Source organism: Vibrio sp. VB16 (assembly GCF_015594925.2).
GTDB lineage: Bacteria > Pseudomonadota > Gammaproteobacteria > Enterobacterales > Vibrionaceae > Vibrio.
This window is the reverse complement of sequence record NZ_CP087590.1, coordinates 2,781,735-2,798,340: the sequence shown is the minus strand read 5'-3', so window position 1 is coordinate 2,798,340 and position 16,606 is coordinate 2,781,735. Positions and strand designations below refer to the sequence as shown.

Genomic DNA, 16,606 nt, shown 5'->3' with positions numbered 1-16,606 from the left:
TTATGGTTATTCTTTGTTGATACTTATCGTCGAACCAGATTTACATTGGAACGAGTAGTAACGGCGACTTTCGTTAAACTTAGAAAGGCCCTCACCCGTACAATAATCGATATTGATGTCACGCATGATTTCTAAAGTAGCTTCACTGTTCATAGTGAACTTCGAGTCATCTTCACAGATGATCCTTACTCGACCATCATCGCTAACAGAGTAGGTTCTTACTTCGGTATTACACAACTCAAACGACGCATCTAAATAGTTATCTTGTTGAGTGTTTTGCGTAGAACAACCCACAAGGATAAGTGATAAAAAACTTAATAAACCTAACTTCTGCATACCTAAATTCCTTTTAAAACACTACTAATTACTTATTGTTACCGAACTTATATACAATTTACGTTGCGAATACAAAAAGATCACCAATTTAAGTCGTCTTTCTGAATGTTTGTCTCAGTTATTTTACTTCTTCGCCTTTGGCTTGCATATCTGCATGGTACGAGGAGCGAACAAAGGGACCACAAGCCGCATGAGTAAATCCAAGCTCTAATGCTATCTCTTTGAGTTCATCGAACTCAGCTGGCGGCACATAACGTTCTACGGGTAAGTGATGGCGGCTTGGAGATAAGTATTGACCAATGGTTAGCATGGTTACACCATAGGCTCGAAGGTCCTTCAGAACGTCAACGATTTCTTCTTTTGTTTCGCCTAAGCCCATCATCAACCCCGACTTAGTTGGTACGTCAGGATGCAGCTCCTTAAATTTCTGTAGTAACGTTAATGACCACTTATAATTTGCACCTGGGCGAGCTTTTCTATATAGACGAGGTGCAGTCTCAAGGTTATGGTTGAAAACATCCGGTGGGTTATCTTTTAGCACTTCAAGCGCGACGTCCATGCGACCACGAAAATCAGGCACGAGCGTTTCTATTTTTATACCAGGGCTTTTCGCACGAATTTCGCGGGTACAATCCGCAAAGTGCTGAGCGCCGCCGTCTCGTAAATCATCGCGATCCACGGAAGTCACCACAACATATTTTAGCTTCATGTCGCTAATTGTTTGTGCAAGATGCTGAGGTTCATTGTTGTCTGGTGTTATTGGTCTGCCATGAGCAACATCGCAAAACGGACAGCGTCGAGTACAGATGGCACCCAAGATCATAAAGGTAGCAGTACCGTGGTTAAAACACTCTGCTAGGTTAGGACAAGACGCTTCTTCACAAACAGAATGAAGTTTGTTTTTACGCATAGCAGACTTGATCTCTTGAATGCGTTGGCTGTCAGAAGGTAGCTTTATTTTCATCCATTTTGGCTTGCGTAATACTTCATGTTTTTCAACGGGCACTGTTTTAGTTGGTATCAATGCCATTTTATCAGCGTCTCTATATTTAACGCCTTTTTCCATTTGAATTGGTTTGCTCATGATTTATTGTTTTCTTTTATTAGGTCGACATGCTCGTAGTTAAGCAAGGAAAGTAGCTCTTCAACTAACGTTGCGCCAACGAGTTCAACATTGCTAGGGCCGCCAAGTTCACTTATTTGTACCATTTCCATGCCTTGATATCCACAAGGGTTTATACGCAAAAAGGGTGAAAGATCCATATCGATATTTAACGCTAGGCCATGAAAGGAGCAGCCTTTTCGGATTCTTAGTCCGAGAGAGCATACTTTTTTACCATCGGAATAGACACCGGGCGCGTCAGGACGTGCCGATGATTCTATATCAAATTTAGCCAAGGTATTAATAACGAGGTTTTCTATATTGGTAACCAGCTCCCGAACACCAATATTTTTTCTACGTAGGTTAATAAGAAAATAGGCAACTAACTGACCGGGCCCGTGATAGGTAACTTGACCACCACGGTCACTTTGAACAACAGGGATATCACCTGTATTAAGTAGGTGTTCTTCTTTACCTGCTTGGCCTTGTGTGAATACAGGGTTGTGCTCAACTAACCAGACTTCATCGACAGTTTCGTCATTGCGATTATCAGTGAATTCATGCATTGCTTTCCAAATTGGTTCGTAGTCGTTAAGACCAAGATTTCGAACAATTAGATTATCTTCAATGTTAGACAAGCGGATAGCCTTGTAATGACAGTTAATAAAGTAAACACATTATAAACTTCTTTTTGTACTTCGACTATTAGATTTTCTGTATGAATTGGAATCAAAAACAGCGGCAAAGGCCGCTGTTTTTATGATGAACTGACTTTGTTTGTTTATAAAACCATTCGAACGATATCAATTTCACCGAGTTCTTTATAAAGTGAATCCACCTGCTCGATAGATGTTGCTGTAATCGTTACAGAAACAGAATTGTATGTCCCTTTTCCGCTCGGTTTTATCGTAGGGCTATAATCACCAGGTGCGTATTTTTGAATCACTTGTAAAACCAGTTCTGGTAGCTCAGGTTTAGCATAACCCATAACCTTGTAGGTGAACTGGCAAGGAAACTCTAACAGGTCTTTAAGCGTTGGTTGTTCTTGCATGAATTACTCCAGAGGTTTTATTTAGCAGCGCATATTACGCTCAAAAAAGATCAATCTCAAGAAAAACAAAGGCCACATTTAAGTGACCTTTTAATACAATTTGTTCATCGCTAGTCTTTAGAACCAGCTCTTAAAAAGAAGGATAAAGTAGTCAACTAGACGACTAAAGACGCCGCCTTTATCGACATCTTCTAGTGCAAGTAGTGGGTATTCAGCGATATCTTCACCATCGACCTGATAGTAAAGCTTTCCAACTTCATCACCTTGGCTAATTGGCGCGGTGAGTTCTTTTTCTAGCACGAAACTCGCTTTTAGGTTCTTAGCTTGGCCTCGAGGTAGAGTAACAAAAGTATCTCTCGCAACACCTAAGGCAACGTTTTCTTGTGAACCCATCCAAATACGCTCACTAACGAAGGTTTCGCCCGCTTTATGTGGAGCAACGGTTTCAAAGAAACGGAATCCGTAATTGAGCAGTTTTTTACTTTCTGCTTTACGCGCATTTTCGCTCTTCGTTCCCATTACTACGGCAACAAGGCGCATTTTACCTTCTGTTGCTGAGCTGACTAGGCTGTATCCAGCTTTGCTTGTGTGGCCTGTTTTAATGCCATCCACATTCATGCTTTTATCCCACAATAAGCCGTTACGGTTGTACTGTGTTATGCCATTAAAGGTAAATTGTTTTTCGCTATAAATCGCATACTCTTCTGGTACATCACGAATTAGCGCGCGACCAAGAAGTGCCATGTCGTAAGGTGTTGAATAGAGTTCGTTATGATCCAAGCCGTGAACATTGGCAAAGTGAGTACGAGACATGCCGATTGAATTGGCCCACGCATTCATGAGGTCAACGAACGCGTCTTCAGAACCTGCCACGTGTTCAGCCATCGCAACACAGGCATCGTTACCAGATTGAACAATGATACCTCGATTTAGATCCTCAACCTTAACGGTGGTGCCTACTTCGATAAACATTTTCGATGAATCAGGATAATTTTTAGCCCACGCATTTTTACTGATGACAACCTCGTCTTGCAACGATATGTTGCCGCGAGCTAATTCTTGGCCAATAACATAACTGGTCATCATCTTAGTTAAACTTGCAGGAGAAAGCTGGGTGTCTTTTTCCTTTTCAGCAATAACCTTTCCAGAGTTGAAATCAATAAGCACATAGCCTTTAGCCGCTATCTGAGGCGCATCGGGAACGACAATAGGCGCTGAATATGAAAATGGAGCAGATAGTGCAGCTGTCGCGAGAAGCAATGATTTAAAAGTAAGTTTCGATTTATTCATCTGTAATATCAATTTTATTGGTTATAAAACTATTTAAGCCGAAAGCCTTAATATTACAGCTTCGACAGCAATTCTGGATGCACTATGACAAAAATTCCGTCAATTCGCTAGTACTGCATGATATACGTTAATTTTTGTTTTTTCTAATAAAGGCCTGCGGGTATCCATTTGTTCTCAATATCTCTAACGCATCTACGGAATCTGAATAGTCTGTAAATGGGCCAACGAGAACTCGATAGATCTCGTTATTTGGCTCGACATAGGTCTTCATTGAAAGAGTTTGACCAATATTCTTAGCTAAAGTTCGACTTCTTTCTTCATGATTTGATGAGGCCGTTTGAATACTATAACCAGCGGTTACTTTTGGTATCTTGGACGAAGGTGTCTGAGGTTTTGTCGATATGTACTCTATATCAACATTTGCGGTTCCCGTATTCACGACATTTAACTTGTAAGCCGCGGCATAGCTAAGGTCGATAATCCGCCCATCGTGAAATGGCCCGCGATCATTGACACGGACAATGGTGCTTTTACCATTGTCTTTGTTGGTTACCTTAACGTAGCTTGGTATAGGTAAGGTCTTATGTGCTGCAGACATGGAGTACATGTCATAGACTTCACCATTTGAAGTGAGGTGCCCATGGAACTTTTTACCGTACCAAGAGGCTTGTCCGCTCTGCTTAAAACCATCGGGATTCTTAATGATTTTGTATGAACCACCGCGTAGTTTGTAATCTCGATTTCCGCCTCGACTAAAAGGTTCATAGACAGGGTGGGCATCTTCAATATGGTCGAGCTGTATTGGTTTTTCTGGGCCCACATCATTGGATATCGAGTAACGGCCGCCGGAGCTAGAGCAGGCAGCCAATAAAAGAATTAAAAGTGTACTGAGTATTGTCTGTTTTATTGTCATTATGTCGCTTTTGATAACATGCTTCTATGGGTATGGATAGACATCAAAATACCAAAGCCAGCCATTAGCGTAACCATGGATGTGCCACCATAACTGATAAGCGGTAATGGAACACCTACAACAGGTAGTATGCCACTGACCATTCCTACATTTACAAATATGTATACGAAGAAGCTTAACATGACACTTCCTGCCATCATTCTGCCAAAAGCGGATTGAGATTGGCTGGCAAGATATAAACCTCGACCAATAATGAACAGGTAAAGAGCAAATAAGCTAAGAATGCCTAGCATACCCCACTCTTCAGCGATGACTGCAAAGATAAAGTCAGTATGTCGCTCAGGTAAAAATTCTAATTGAGATTGGGTTCCTTGTAACCAGCCTTTTCCGGCTATACCACCTGACCCAATTGCGATTTTGCTCTGGATAATATGATACCCAGCACCCAATGGGTCAGACTCTGGATTAAAAAGAGTACGTACTCTCACTTTTTGGTACTCGCGCATCAGAAAAAACCAAAGAATGGGGGCAAATGCACCGACGGCAAGCGTCGCTGAAAAGATATAACGCCAACTGATCCCTGCTAGAAAAATAACGAATATACCTGATGCTGCGATAAGAATAGAGGTGCCTAGATCAGGCTGTTTTGCGATCAATATGGTCGGTACACAGACCATAACTAATGAAATTATTAGCGTCTTGAATGAGGGAGGGAGAGACTGTTTACCAATAAATCTGGCTATCATTAATGGGACGGCAAGCTTGAGCAGTTCTGAAGGTTGGAAGCGTATAAACCCTATGTTTAGCCAGCGCTGAGCCCCCTTTGATGACTCACCAAAAAAGAGTACACCCAATAGCAATGTTACCCCAACAATGAACAAAAAAGGCGCAAAAGCTTCGTAAGTACGTGGGGATATTTGAGCCAGTAAAATCATTACGCCTAGCGCCAAAATCATTCGCATTGCTTGGCGCTCCATCATCGCTAAGTTTTGACCACTTGCGCTGTACATGACCATGAGGCCAAATATCATTACGGCGATTAAGCCTAGTAGTAAAGGAAGATCAACATGAAACCTTTCAAAGAAAACACGGCTTTTCCCAGTAGATGGATCTAGTTTCATTACTTTTCCTCTCCATCTTCTTTATTTAATATGACTTTATCAAATATCTTGCGCACGATAGGTGCTCCGTTAGTCGAGCCCCCTCCAGCATTTTCTAACACAATTGTCGCGACAACTTGCGGGTCCTCTAGAGGGGCGAATCCAGTAAAGAGAGCATGGTCTCTCAGGTACTCATCAAGTTCTTCCGCGTTGTATTCTTCGTCTTCTTTTAATCCAAAGACTTGTGCAGTACCCGATTTACCCCCGCTTTGATAACCTAGTTTTTGAAACGCTCTGCGTGCGGTGCCTTTTTTGCCATGGTTGACCAGATTCATCCCCTTTATTGCAATATCCCAATACTTGTCAGGGACGCCCAATATTGGAGGATATGCATCGATGGGTTCGGGTGTGATGGTTTCTGTATCGGTCGTATTATCTATTGTCGCCTTTAGTAAATGAGGAGGTATGACTACGCCTTTATGAATCAACACTGAGGTTGCCTTTGCAATCTGCATTGGCGTTGCAGTCCAGTAACCTTGTCCGATACCAACCGGAATAGTATCACCTTGGTACCAAGGTGTTCTGTGGCGAGCCATCTTCCATTCACGGCTTGGCATATTCGCTTTGCTTTCTTCATGGATATCGATACCGGTATAGTCGCCAAAACCGAATTTCATCATCCAAGATGACAGTCTATCTATGCCTAAGTCGTATGCTATTTGATAAAAAAAGGTGTCGACAGATTCTTCAATAGACTGAGTAATATTAATTCGGCCGTGCCCCCAGCGTAACCAATCTCTAAATGGTTTAGTCTTTGAATTTGGTATTTTCCAAAAGCCCGGATCGTTTCGAGTGGTATAGGGCGTCACGATACCTTCTTGCAGTGCAGCAACAGCGATGAAAGGTTTCACGGTTGAAGCTGGAGGATATATGCCTAAAGTCGCTCGGTTAACCAAGGGGCGATTTTTATTATTAAGTAGCTTATTGTAGGCTTTACTTGAAATGCCGTGGACGAATGCATTAGGGTCATAGCTTGGTGTCGATACCATCGCTAGGATTCCGTTGTCTTTTGGATCGAGTACTACTGCTGAACCACGTCGGTTATCTAACAGTTTATAGACGTATAGTTGAACATCTATATTCAGGTTAAGAACCAAATCTTTTCCCGGGATAGGTGGGATATATTTCAAGGTTCGAATCACTCGCCCGCGACTATTGACCTCAACTTCTTGATAGCCTGCGGTGCCATGCAATACTTCTTCGTAGTAGCGCTCTATACCGAGTTTGCCGATGTCACGAGTCGCTTGGTAATTACTCTCTTTTCCTTCCCTCGCAAGTTTCAGTACATCACGATCATTGATTCTAGATACGTAGCCTAAAACATGGGTGAGTGCAGACCCATATGGGTAGAATCGTTTTAACGTCGCAGTAACTTTGATGCCCGGGAACCGATACTGATTGACAGAGAAAATAGCCACTTGGTGTTCGTTTAACTGGGTAAGTAACGGAACAGATTTGAAGCGACGTACACGTCTTCGTTCTTTGTGAAACGCTTGGATTCTCTCTGGTGGGATATCGAGTATTTTTTGCAGTTCAATCAGCGTTTCTTCGATGTTCTCGATCTTCTCAGGGATGAGTTCCAGATTAAAAACAGGTCTATTCTCGGCTAATATTTTGCCGTTCCGGTCATAAACTAACCCTCTATTTGGTGCGATAGGAACTATTTTTATGCGGTTATCGTTTGAACGAGTTTTATAATCTTGATATTGATTGACTTGAATATGGTACAAATTACCAATCAGTACCGCTATCATCGCTACAATACCAAAAAACGAAATGACAGCTCTACTTTTGAATAGTCGAGATTCTATTTGATGGTCGCGAATTTGAGTGCGTCTACGTCTCATGTCACTCTATTCTCGATGATAAGGATGGTTTGTAGTGATGCTCCAAGCCCGGTATAAGCTTTCAGCCATGATAACCCTGACTAAGGGGTGCGGCAGTGTTAGAGGAGAAAGAGACCAGCTCTGTTCGGCTGCAGCCTTGCAGGCAGGAGACAACCCCTCGGGGCCACCAATTAAGATTGAGACATCTCTCGCGTCTAATTTCCAATTTTCTAGTTGTTGTGCTAATTGCTCTGTATCCCACCGTTTTCCGGGAATGTCTAAGGTGACAACTCGATTTCCTTTTGGTACAGCCGCAAGCATGGCTTCACCTTCCTTTTGCAGAATTCTTGTGATGTCCGCATTCTTGCCTCTTTTACCTGCGGTGATTTCTGTCAACTCTAAAGGCATATCATGGGGAAAACGGCGTTTATACTCGTTGAATCCTTCTTCTACCCATTTAGGCATTTTAGTTCCAACAGCAATCAGCTGAATCTTCAACGTTAGCTCCAGAGTTTTTCTAGTTGATATAGTTCACGATGTTCTTTCTGCATAACATGTACCATGACATCGCCCATATCTAATACTACCCACTCACCTTCTTTTTCACCGTCGATACCCAACGATGATAAACCAATACTACTTGCTTCTGATGCCATGTTGTTCGCAATAGAGGATACATGGAGTTTAGAACTGCCTGTGCAGACTATCATATAATCAGTGACGCTAGATTTTCCAACGACATCGATGGTAACAATATCTTCTGCTTTCATGTCGTCTGCTTTATTGGCGAGAAATGTTTTTAGGTCGTCGCTTAACAAATTAATACCTCATTAAAATTAAAAGTGCTCACAAGAGATTATAACATTCTTTATCTTTGAATTGGCAGGTCTGGAAATACGGCTGGGACGGAAGAACAGAACTCCAATGAAAGTTGTGCAATGATTGGCCAAACTGAATCGTTATATTGGGTTTTCGTCGTTATTTCTGCTTGATTCAGCCCTTTGAATATTCGGCGTATTTGAATCAATTCTAATCGTTGTAGTGTTGCGCTATACAAAGGGCGTTTGCTTTGCCAAATGCGGCGTTTATCAAAAACAGAGCTGATAGAAGTATGTAATGATTCATTTTTCAGTTCTGTTATCAGACTTACTTCACGTTGGAAGGTTCTCAATAAAATGACAGGTTCGATACCCTCTAACTGCAATTGACGAAGAATACGTTGTGCTCGGTTGGGTTTTCCGGCTAGCAACGCATCCATCCAGTGAAATGGTGTAAAGTGATTATGTCTGCTCAGTGACTCTTCAATTCTAACTAGGTTAAGCTCACCATCAGGATAAAGCAGAGTCAGTTTTTCAAGGCTTTGAACGAGCGCGAGTAGATTGCCTTCATGCCATTGTGCAAGCATTTGAAGCGCTTGGGTATCGGGTTTAAGTTTGAGTTTTTGACATCGATTTTGGATGAACTGAGGCAATCTTTGAACATCAGGAGAAAGACAATTTACCCAGACACCTTGTTGGTTTAATGTCTTAAACCACTTTGCATTTTCTTGCGCTTTTGTCAATTTACTGCCGACAATAAGCAGCAAAATATCAGGATGAAGGCTTTCGACTAATTGAATGAGCTCTTTAGAAGCAGCTGCATTGATGCCCGCTTCCGGAACCTCTAATTCGATGATTTGTCGGCTTGAAAATAAGCTCAAGGCATGGCAACAGTCAACAACATCATTCCAATTAATCTGAGCATCCACGGTAAAGTTATGCTTTTCATCAAACCCCGCCATTTTTGCCGTGGCAATAATGGCGTCGCGACTTTCTTGTATGAGCAGAGGCTCGTTCCCAAAAACGAGATAGCAGTTATGTAATTGTCTGCCTAGTTGATCAAGTAGCTTGTCCGCAAAGATTCGCATTTTGTCAATTACTCGCTTTTAATTTCAATCTGTGAGGAGGTGACTTCTTTGTCGTTTGCAATAGTTTCAGTTGGGCTAGAAAGGTTGGTATCGACGTTTTCTTCAGTATCGAATACCATTTCACCTTCAATGATTTGCTGTTTTACTCGCGCCATTTGTCGCATAATTAGAGAGGCGGCTTGTAGACGCATTTCATCCTCAATCATGTCTTTTTCCACAGATTTTGCTAACGCAGTACTTGGATTATCCAAATAATTTCGGGTGACAGTAGTAGAGTAAGTCTTTGTGCCAAGTTCTGGAATTGTGATCCGATAAGAGGTGTTATAAGTGAGTGCTTTTTCAGCTGCACGGCTGTTTTGGTATAAGGATAACGTGCTTTCACTGACGCTTTCACTGACCAGATGTAAATTTGGAATGCTCTCGGAAGGAGGCACCACTTGAATGTTATTTAACCTAAGTTTGGCATCTACATTTCTAGTTAATTGACTATATTTATCGAAGCTGGTGAAGGAAAGCTTTGATATTTCGTCAGGTATTAAATAGTCCCCACGTAGGTGAAAACCACAGGCAGATAACACCACTGAAAATAGTACAACAACCATAACTTTGATTGAAATTTTGAAGGAAATTGGTTTCACAAAAATACTCTCTGCTTTTTATATTTATCTAATAAGAATCTAGTGTTCTAATTCCGATTAGATAAATATAAACAGGATGAATGCACATCCTGTTTATTGACCGCTAAACCTTAATTAAGTTCTCGAACGAATTAGTTCGCAACAATATTAAGTAGTTTACCCGGTACATAGATAACCTTACGAATGGTTTTACCATCAGTGAATTTAGTTACATTCACGTCATTTAATCCAAGGCTTTCAACGTATTCTTTGGTTGCGTCAGCAGCAACGGTAAGTTTTGCTCTAAGTTTACCATTGACCTGTACAACAATAAGTTTTTCGTCTTCTACCATCGCTTTATCATCAGCTGTTGGCCAGATGGCCGTGTCTATTGCTGATTCACCCAATATTTCCCATAGCTCATAAGAGATATGCGGTGTAATAGGGTACAACATACAAACAACCGCTTTTAAGGCCTCATCAAGAATGGCTCTGTCTTGCTGCGTGTCTTGAGGTGCTTTTGTTAATTTGTTCATCAATTCCATGATGGCGGCAATCGCGGTATTGTATGTTTGACGACGTTCAATATCATCCGTTACTTTGGCAATGGTTTTATGTACATCACGACGTAACGCCTTTTGATCGCCACTCAATGCAGAGCTATCTAACGCTTCGGTAGCCCCTTTTGATGTGTGTTCGTTAACCAGTTTCCAAACACGTTTAAGGAAACGGTTTGCACCTTCAACACCAGACTCTTGCCATTCTAAGGTCATATCGGCAGGAGAGGCGAACATCATAAATAAACGCACTGTATCTGCGCCATATTTATCCACCATCTCTTGGGGATCGATACCGTTGTTCTTGGACTTAGACATTTTCGTCATGCCAGTATGAACAACCTCGTTACCATCCATATCTACTGCCTGAACAATACGACCTTTCTCATCACGCTCAATAGTAACGTCTGTTGGAGAAACCCAGACTTTTGTTCCTTTATCCGTGGTGTAGTGATAAGCATCTGCAAGCACCATACCTTGGCAAAGTAGTTTCTTAAACGGTTCGTCGCTCTTAACCATTCCTGCATCACGAAGCAGTTTATGGAAGAAGCGAGAATAGAGCAGGTGCATACATGCGTGTTCAATGCCGCCGACATATTGGTCAACGGGTAACCAGTAATTAGCCGCATCGGAATCAAGCATTTCATCCGCGTGTGGTGAACAGTAGCGCGCGTAATACCATGATGACTCCATAAAGGTGTCGAATGTGTCCGTTTCACGTAGAGCTGGTTCACCATTAAAGGTCGTTTCTGCCCACGCTTTGTCTGCTTTAATCGGGCTAGTTACGCCATCCATCACCACATCTTCTGGTAGGATAACTGGTAGTTGATCCGCTGGCACAGGATGAACTATACCATCTTGTGTCGTGACCATTGGGATGGGTGCACCCCAATAGCGTTGACGGGATACACCCCAATCACGAAGGCGGAAATTGACGGTTTTCTTGCCTTTATTCTCAGATTCTAGCTTTGCTGCAATCGTGTCAAAAGCGTCTTTAAATGCGAGACCATCGAATTCGCCAGAATTGAATAGCACGCCTTTTTCGGTGTAGGCCATTTCAGAAACATCGAGCACACTACCATCTTCTGGTTTGATCACTGGTGCAATGTCTAGGCCATATTTGGTTGCAAATTCGTAGTCACGTTGGTCGTGCGCTGGTACGGCCATTACTGCACCAGTACCATAATCCATCAGTACAAAGTTGGCGACATAGATGGGTACTTCTCGGCCATTAAGGGGATGGACAGCCTTGAGGCCAGTGTCCATTCCTTTTTTCTCCATCGTTGCGAGTTCAGCTTCGGCGACTTTGTTGTTTTTACATTCATCGATGAACTGGGCAAGTGGAGCATTGTTTTGACCTGCGAGTGTCGCCAGAGGGTGACCAGCGGCGACGGCGACATAAGTTACACCCATTAAGGTGTCTGGGCGAGTTGTATAGACCTCTAAGTCGGCCTGGTTGCTAACTTCAAATGTGAGCTCTACACCTTCAGAACGACCAATCCAGTTACGCTGCATGGTCTTAACTTTTTCAGGCCAACCGTCTAAGTTGTCTAATTCGTCAAGAAGCTCCTGAGCGTATGACGTGATTTTAATAAACCACTGCGGGATCTCTTTTTGTTCTACTGGGGTGTCACAGCGCCAACAACATCCGTCTTCTACCTGCTCATTAGCAAGAACGGTTTGGTCGTTAGGGCACCAGTTAACGGAAGAGGTTTTTTTATAAACTAAGTCTTTGTTGTATAGCTGAGTGAAAAATTCTTGTTCCCAGCGGTAGTACTCAGGCGTGCAGGTAGCGAACTCGCGCTTCCAATCGTAGCCAAAACCGAGCAATTTAAGCTGGTTTTTCATGTATTCGATGTTTTCATATGTCCAAGGCGCGGGTGCCGTTTTATTTTTTACTGCGGCATTTTCTGCAGGCAAACCAAACGCATCCCAGCCAATAGGCTGCATAACGTTTTTACCTTGTAGACGCTGGAAACGAGAGACTACATCACCGATAGTGTAGTTACGCACGTGACCCATGTGGAGTCGGCCACTTGGATAAGGGAACATGGAGAGACAGTAAAATTTTTCTTTACTTGGGTCTTCGGTTACGACGAATGTTTTATTGTCATCCCAGTGCTTTTGAACTTTTTGTTCAATCTCTTGCGGGTTATATTGCTCTTGCATCTATGAAATCCGGTTATCTTGGAATATGTGAGATCGGTTCGATCAGATTTGTATTGATCGGCATAGAATACCTAAAGCAAGCACGTACAACAAGCTACAATAAAGATAAGATTGTACGAACTCGACGGAATATAACGGAGGTACTCCATGCCAAAGCGCAAACTAGGTTATGAAGAGAAGTTCGAAGAGGTAGTTGAAGCACTGAAGCAGAGCCCAGAGGAACTTAAAAAGGCACTAGAAACCTCTGGAGAGGTAGCTCACGCAGCGAGTGATATGACTAAGGACGAAATCGCTCTTGTTTCGGCCTATGTTAAATCAGATTTGAAAGAGTTTGCAGATAATTATCAAGAAAGCAAAGAAAGCCCATTCTCCATCATGGTTGCCGATTCAATATGGCAAGCTCTACTCGATATTACCGATCGTACTAAAGTAGAGTGGGTGGAGTTATTTGAAGATTTGGAGCATCAAGGCGTCTACCAAGTTGGTGATGTGATTGGCCTGGGTCATTTGATTTGTGAGAAGTGTGGCCAAAAAACGCGATATATTCACCCTACAACCGTCCATTCATGCAGTAAGTGCGGTGGACAGGCGTTTACTCGAGTTTCTTTGAAACCGTAGTACTGATTCAATTAAGTATCATTGTGTAAAAATAAAACGTAAAGAAGAGGTCCTCAATGGTGAGGCTCTCTTCTTTGAAATCAATATCGGCTTTGAAAGAAGTCTCATTATTGATTTTATTTTCGGGTCAATGCGAATTTAGATAACGAGATTACTAAGGACATGATTAAAAACATGACCATAGGCCATGAACCTAAGGTGAGGAAGGGGGTGCTTCCTTTGCTTGATGTCACTTCTGCTCTTAACACCGCCGTTTCAAATTGCGGGATCTGTGCGATGATTTTTCCCTTGTAATCGGTAATGGCCGTTACGCCATTGTTGGTTGCACGAATAACAGGCTTACCGGTTTCTAATGCCCTCATCTGAGCGATCTCCATGTGTTGAAGGGGCCCTATTGAATCCCCAAACCACGCATCGTTAGACAAGGTCAAAATGAAGTTTGTGTTTTGATTGATGTTTTTTCTAACCTGTTCTCCAAAAATGATTTCGTAACAGAGTGCAGTGGCAAAATATCGGCCTTTGCCCACGATGTTGTTTTGTACTAAATCACCACGGTTAAATGAAGACATGGGCAGATTGAATAATGGCGCTATAGGGCGGAGTATGTCTGCGAATGGTACAAACTCTCCAAATGGAAGCAAGTGGTGTTTATTGTATCTAGGTTGGGTATCGTAATTGTATTCACCTGACGGTGTGTCACCTAAGGTTACTACGCTGTTATGATAATTTCCGGACGAATTTTGTGTTACGACACCGGTAATGAGGGCGGTTTCATTCATTCGGGCCGCTTTATCAACATTAAGTAGAAAACTGGGTAGTTCCTTTTCCAAAGCAGGTATAGCCGCTTCAGGCCAAATGACAATATCAGCGTCCCAATTGACTCGGCTTAGGTCCAAAAATTTCATTAAGGTTGGCCAACGTTCACTCGGTAACCATTTTTTTTCTTGAGAAACATTACCTTGAATTAGAGCAAATGAAGTACGAGTAGATTCATCTGGAACGACCCAATCAACTAGTTTAAGGCCGTAGGCGCTTAAAAATATAATTAAAGGAAGGACGAGACCGATCGGTTTACGCTTTACTAGCACCCAAACTATACCGCTAGAGCTCAACATTATCGCTAATGTTATGAGTTGGACACCACCGATTGGCGCTAAGCCGGAAAGAGGCGATTCAAGCTGACTGTAGCCCAGTAAAAGCCATGGGAATCCAGTCATTACCCAACCTCGGGCCAAATCAGTTAATAGCCACAAAGATGGAATTGCTAGTAAGTAACGTGTTTTATTGTTTTCAAGGAAGAATCGATTTGTAAGCCCTGCGAATAATGCCGGATAAATTGATAGGTACGAAACCAATAGAATCATTAAAAAAAGACTGGCGAGTTTAGGCATGCCACCAAAGGTGTCAATACTGATATGTACCCAGCTAATACCGACCGAAAACTGACCAATACCAAACATAAAGCCAGAAAATGCAGCCGCTTTCCACGTCTTGTTGTGAATGAGTAGAATAAAAATAATAGGGCTGATAAATGCCATCGGCCATATTTGATAGGGGGCAAATGCAAGAGTGGTGGAAGCGCCAACAAAAGCGGCCAAGATAGGCCGCAATAGGCGATGATATTTTTTTGTCATCATCTAATCTTATAAGTGAGTAATTTTACTCTTCAGTATTGGAAGAGGCATCCTCTTCCGGAATGGTGACTTGTAATTGTATTACCCTTCGATTATCCGCCGCGGCAACTTTAAAGTTATAATGACCAATCTCTACCGTTTCACCACGGGATGGTAAGTGCCCGAAACTCGTCATTACCATACCGCCGATGGTATCTATTTCATCATCACTGAACTTGGTACCGAATCTGTCATTAAAATCGTCAATTGTAGTCAATGCTTTAACCGAAAACGTATGTTTACTGAGTTGACGGATATCTTCTTCTTCTTCGTCGTCAAACTCGTCTTCTATCTCACCTACGATCTCTTCCAAAATATCTTCGATTGTGACTAACCCTGATACTCCACCAAATTCATCTACGACTATTGCCATGTGATAACGTTCCTCTCGGAACTCTTTTAATAATCGATCAACGCGCTTGCTTTCCGGCACAACGACGGCCTGACGTATCACTTTATTGATGTCAAACTCTTCACTTCCAGAGCCTAAATATTTAAGTAAGTCCTTCGCTAATAGAATGCCTTCGACATGGTCTTTGTCTTCGCTGATCACAGGATAACGAGAATGCGTTGCTTCTGTAATTAGGGTGACTAGCTCATCAAGATTATGTTCTTTTTCAGCAGTGACCATTTGAGAGCGCGGTATCATAATATCTCGTACACGCATCTCTGCAATTTCCATCACACCCTCTAACATATCTCGAGTGTCATGGTCGATAAGGTCATTAATTTCTGAATCTCGTATTACATCTACAAGTTCCTGGCGATCTTTTGGTTCACCCTGAAATATCTGTCCTAGGCGTTCAAAGAAGGACTTTCTACTCGGACCTTCTGATTTCCCATTATTCCCTTCGGAATTGGGAGAGTTTTCGTCGTTCATGGTTTCTCATATGTTAACGCTATCAGATGTGTGATAGCTCACTTCTCATCGATATAAGGGTCATCGAATCCCATATTTTGCATGATTTCCGTTTCGAGAGATTCCATCTCTTCCGCTTCATCATCATCGATATGATCATAACCTAGCAGATGAAGTGCACCATGTACAACCATATGCGCCCAATGTGCAGAAAGCGGTTTATTCTGTTCTTGTGCTTCTTTTTCTACGACCTGTTTACAGATAATGAGATCGCCTAGTAGGTCAATTTCAATTTCTGGCGGTGCCTCGAAAGGAAATGAGAGTACATTGGTGGGTTTATCCATTCCTCTGTACTCGCTATTCAACTGCTGACTTTCTTTTTCGTCAACTAGGCGGATAGTGACTTCTGCTTGTGGCTGAAAAAGACGAATGGTTTCGGATAGCCATGTATGAAAGTCATTCTCACTTGGCAGATCAATATTGTTAGTTACCGCGATCTGTAGATCCAATTCAATTGTCATTATGTGCC

General features: G+C 42.3%; 17 protein-coding genes. 1 reads left to right on the top strand and 16 read right to left on the bottom strand.

What is annotated here, in order from left to right; all coding sequences use genetic code 11:
• Positions 1–6: 6 nt before the first annotated feature.
• The 13 genes from IUZ65_RS12765 to leuS all read right to left on the bottom strand — a co-directional run bounded on the left by IUZ65_RS12765 (position 7) and on the right by leuS (position 12,927).
• Positions 7–336, bottom strand: coding sequence for a hypothetical protein (locus tag IUZ65_RS12765; protein ID WP_195704076.1), 330 nt, complete (start codon positions 334–336; stop codon positions 7–9).
• A gap of 118 nt (positions 337–454) precedes the next feature.
• Positions 455–1,420, bottom strand: coding sequence for a lipoyl synthase (gene lipA, locus IUZ65_RS12760; protein WP_195704075.1), 966 nt, complete (start codon positions 1,418–1,420; stop codon positions 455–457).
• Positions 1,417–2,067, bottom strand: a complete 651-nt coding sequence (gene lipB / locus IUZ65_RS12755; RefSeq protein ID WP_195705111.1) for a lipoyl(octanoyl) transferase LipB — start codon at positions 2,065–2,067, stop codon at positions 1,417–1,419. Before lipB ends, lipA begins: the two co-directional genes overlap by 4 nt.
• A gap of 152 nt (positions 2,068–2,219) precedes the next feature.
• Positions 2,220–2,489, bottom strand: coding sequence for a DUF493 family protein YbeD (ybeD, locus tag IUZ65_RS12750; protein ID WP_195704074.1), 270 nt, complete (start codon positions 2,487–2,489; stop codon positions 2,220–2,222).
• A gap of 117 nt (positions 2,490–2,606) precedes the next feature.
• On the bottom strand, positions 2,607–3,779 hold the full coding sequence (locus IUZ65_RS12745; protein WP_195704073.1) for a serine hydrolase: 1,173 nt from the start codon (positions 3,777–3,779) through the stop codon (positions 2,607–2,609).
• A gap of 127 nt (positions 3,780–3,906) precedes the next feature.
• Complete coding sequence (locus tag IUZ65_RS12740) at positions 3,907–4,692, bottom strand: septal ring lytic transglycosylase RlpA family protein (protein WP_195704072.1); 786 nt, start codon at positions 4,690–4,692, stop codon at positions 3,907–3,909.
• A complete protein-coding gene (rodA, locus tag IUZ65_RS12735; protein WP_195704071.1) occupies positions 4,692–5,813 on the bottom strand; it encodes a rod shape-determining protein RodA in 1,122 nt (373 codons plus the stop codon). Before rodA ends, IUZ65_RS12740 begins: the two co-directional genes overlap by 1 nt.
• Entirely contained in the window at positions 5,813–7,699 is a 1,887-nt protein-coding gene (gene mrdA, locus IUZ65_RS12730) for a penicillin-binding protein 2 (RefSeq protein WP_195704070.1), read from the bottom strand. The genes rodA and mrdA overlap by 1 nt, the downstream gene beginning before the upstream one ends.
• A 6-nt stretch (positions 7,700–7,705) precedes the next feature.
• Entirely contained in the window at positions 7,706–8,176 is a 471-nt protein-coding gene (gene rlmH / locus IUZ65_RS12725) for a 23S rRNA (pseudouridine(1915)-N(3))-methyltransferase RlmH (protein WP_195704069.1), read from the bottom strand.
• Positions 8,177–8,178: 2 nt separating this feature from the next.
• On the bottom strand, positions 8,179–8,496 hold the full coding sequence (rsfS, locus tag IUZ65_RS12720) for a ribosome silencing factor (RefSeq protein WP_195704068.1): 318 nt from the start codon (positions 8,494–8,496) through the stop codon (positions 8,179–8,181).
• Between the two features lie 50 nt (positions 8,497–8,546).
• Positions 8,547–9,584, bottom strand: a complete 1,038-nt coding sequence (gene holA / locus IUZ65_RS12715; protein ID WP_195704067.1) for a DNA polymerase III subunit delta — start codon at positions 9,582–9,584, stop codon at positions 8,547–8,549.
• Positions 9,585–9,592: 8 nt separating this feature from the next.
• Entirely contained in the window at positions 9,593–10,186 is a 594-nt protein-coding gene (locus IUZ65_RS12710) for an LPS assembly lipoprotein LptE (RefSeq protein WP_229638173.1), read from the bottom strand.
• 167 nt (positions 10,187–10,353) lie between these two features.
• Positions 10,354–12,927: a leucine--tRNA ligase gene (gene leuS / locus IUZ65_RS12705; RefSeq protein WP_195704065.1), complete on the bottom strand. Its 2,574-nt coding sequence runs from the start codon at positions 12,925–12,927 to the stop codon at positions 10,354–10,356.
• 147 nt (positions 12,928–13,074) lie between these two features.
• Here leuS and IUZ65_RS12700 point away from each other — a divergent pair, with 147 nt between their 5' ends.
• Complete coding sequence (locus IUZ65_RS12700; protein ID WP_195704064.1) at positions 13,075–13,545, top strand: zinc ribbon-containing protein; 471 nt, start codon at positions 13,075–13,077, stop codon at positions 13,543–13,545.
• 116 nt (positions 13,546–13,661) lie between these two features.
• On the opposite strand, the gene lnt is transcribed toward IUZ65_RS12700, so the two are convergent.
• The 3 genes from lnt to ybeY are packed head-to-tail and all read right to left on the bottom strand — an operon-like array spanning position 13,662 to position 16,598.
• Positions 13,662–15,179 (bottom strand): apolipoprotein N-acyltransferase, encoded by a 1,518-nt coding sequence (lnt, locus tag IUZ65_RS12695; RefSeq protein WP_195705110.1) that lies wholly within the window; start codon positions 15,177–15,179, stop codon positions 13,662–13,664.
• Positions 15,180–15,204: 25 nt separating this feature from the next.
• Positions 15,205–16,098 (bottom strand): CNNM family magnesium/cobalt transport protein CorC, encoded by an 894-nt coding sequence (gene corC, locus IUZ65_RS12690; protein ID WP_195704063.1) that lies wholly within the window; start codon positions 16,096–16,098, stop codon positions 15,205–15,207.
• A gap of 38 nt (positions 16,099–16,136) precedes the next feature.
• Entirely contained in the window at positions 16,137–16,598 is a 462-nt protein-coding gene (gene ybeY, locus IUZ65_RS12685) for an rRNA maturation RNase YbeY (RefSeq protein ID WP_195704062.1), read from the bottom strand.
• Between the last annotated feature and the right edge of the window lie 8 nt (positions 16,599–16,606).

Bases quoted from the DNA above. Each gene is read 5' to 3' on its own strand.
- IUZ65_RS12765 (WP_195704076.1), bottom strand. From the start codon at position 336: ATGCAGAAGTTAGGTTTATTAAGTTTTTTATCACTTATCCTTGTGGGT.
- lipA (WP_195704075.1), bottom strand. From the start codon at position 1,420: ATGAGCAAACCAATTCAAATGGAAAAAGGCGTTAAATATAGAGACGCT.
- ybeD (WP_195704074.1), bottom strand. From the start codon at position 2,489: ATGCAAGAACAACCAACGCTTAAAGACCTGTTAGAGTTTCCTTGCCAG.
- IUZ65_RS12745 (WP_195704073.1), bottom strand. From the start codon at position 3,779: ATGAATAAATCGAAACTTACTTTTAAATCATTGCTTCTCGCGACAGCT.
- IUZ65_RS12740 (WP_195704072.1), bottom strand. From the start codon at position 4,692: ATGACAATAAAACAGACAATACTCAGTACACTTTTAATTCTTTTATTG.
- rodA (WP_195704071.1), bottom strand. From the start codon at position 5,813: ATGAAACTAGATCCATCTACTGGGAAAAGCCGTGTTTTCTTTGAAAGG.
- mrdA (WP_195704070.1), bottom strand. From the start codon at position 7,699: ATGAGACGTAGACGCACTCAAATTCGCGACCATCAAATAGAATCTCGA.
- holA (WP_195704067.1), bottom strand. From the start codon at position 9,584: ATGCGAATCTTTGCGGACAAGCTACTTGATCAACTAGGCAGACAATTA.
- IUZ65_RS12710 (WP_229638173.1), bottom strand. From the start codon at position 10,186: ATGGTTGTTGTACTATTTTCAGTGGTGTTATCTGCCTGTGGTTTTCAC.
- leuS (WP_195704065.1), bottom strand. From the start codon at position 12,927: ATGCAAGAGCAATATAACCCGCAAGAGATTGAACAAAAAGTTCAAAAG.
- IUZ65_RS12700 (WP_195704064.1), top strand. From the start codon at position 13,075: ATGCCAAAGCGCAAACTAGGTTATGAAGAGAAGTTCGAAGAGGTAGTT.
- lnt (WP_195705110.1), bottom strand. From the start codon at position 15,179: ATGACAAAAAAATATCATCGCCTATTGCGGCCTATCTTGGCCGCTTTT.
- corC (WP_195704063.1), bottom strand. From the start codon at position 16,098: ATGAACGACGAAAACTCTCCCAATTCCGAAGGGAATAATGGGAAATCA.
- ybeY (WP_195704062.1), bottom strand. From the start codon at position 16,598: ATGACAATTGAATTGGATCTACAGATCGCGGTAACTAACAATATTGAT.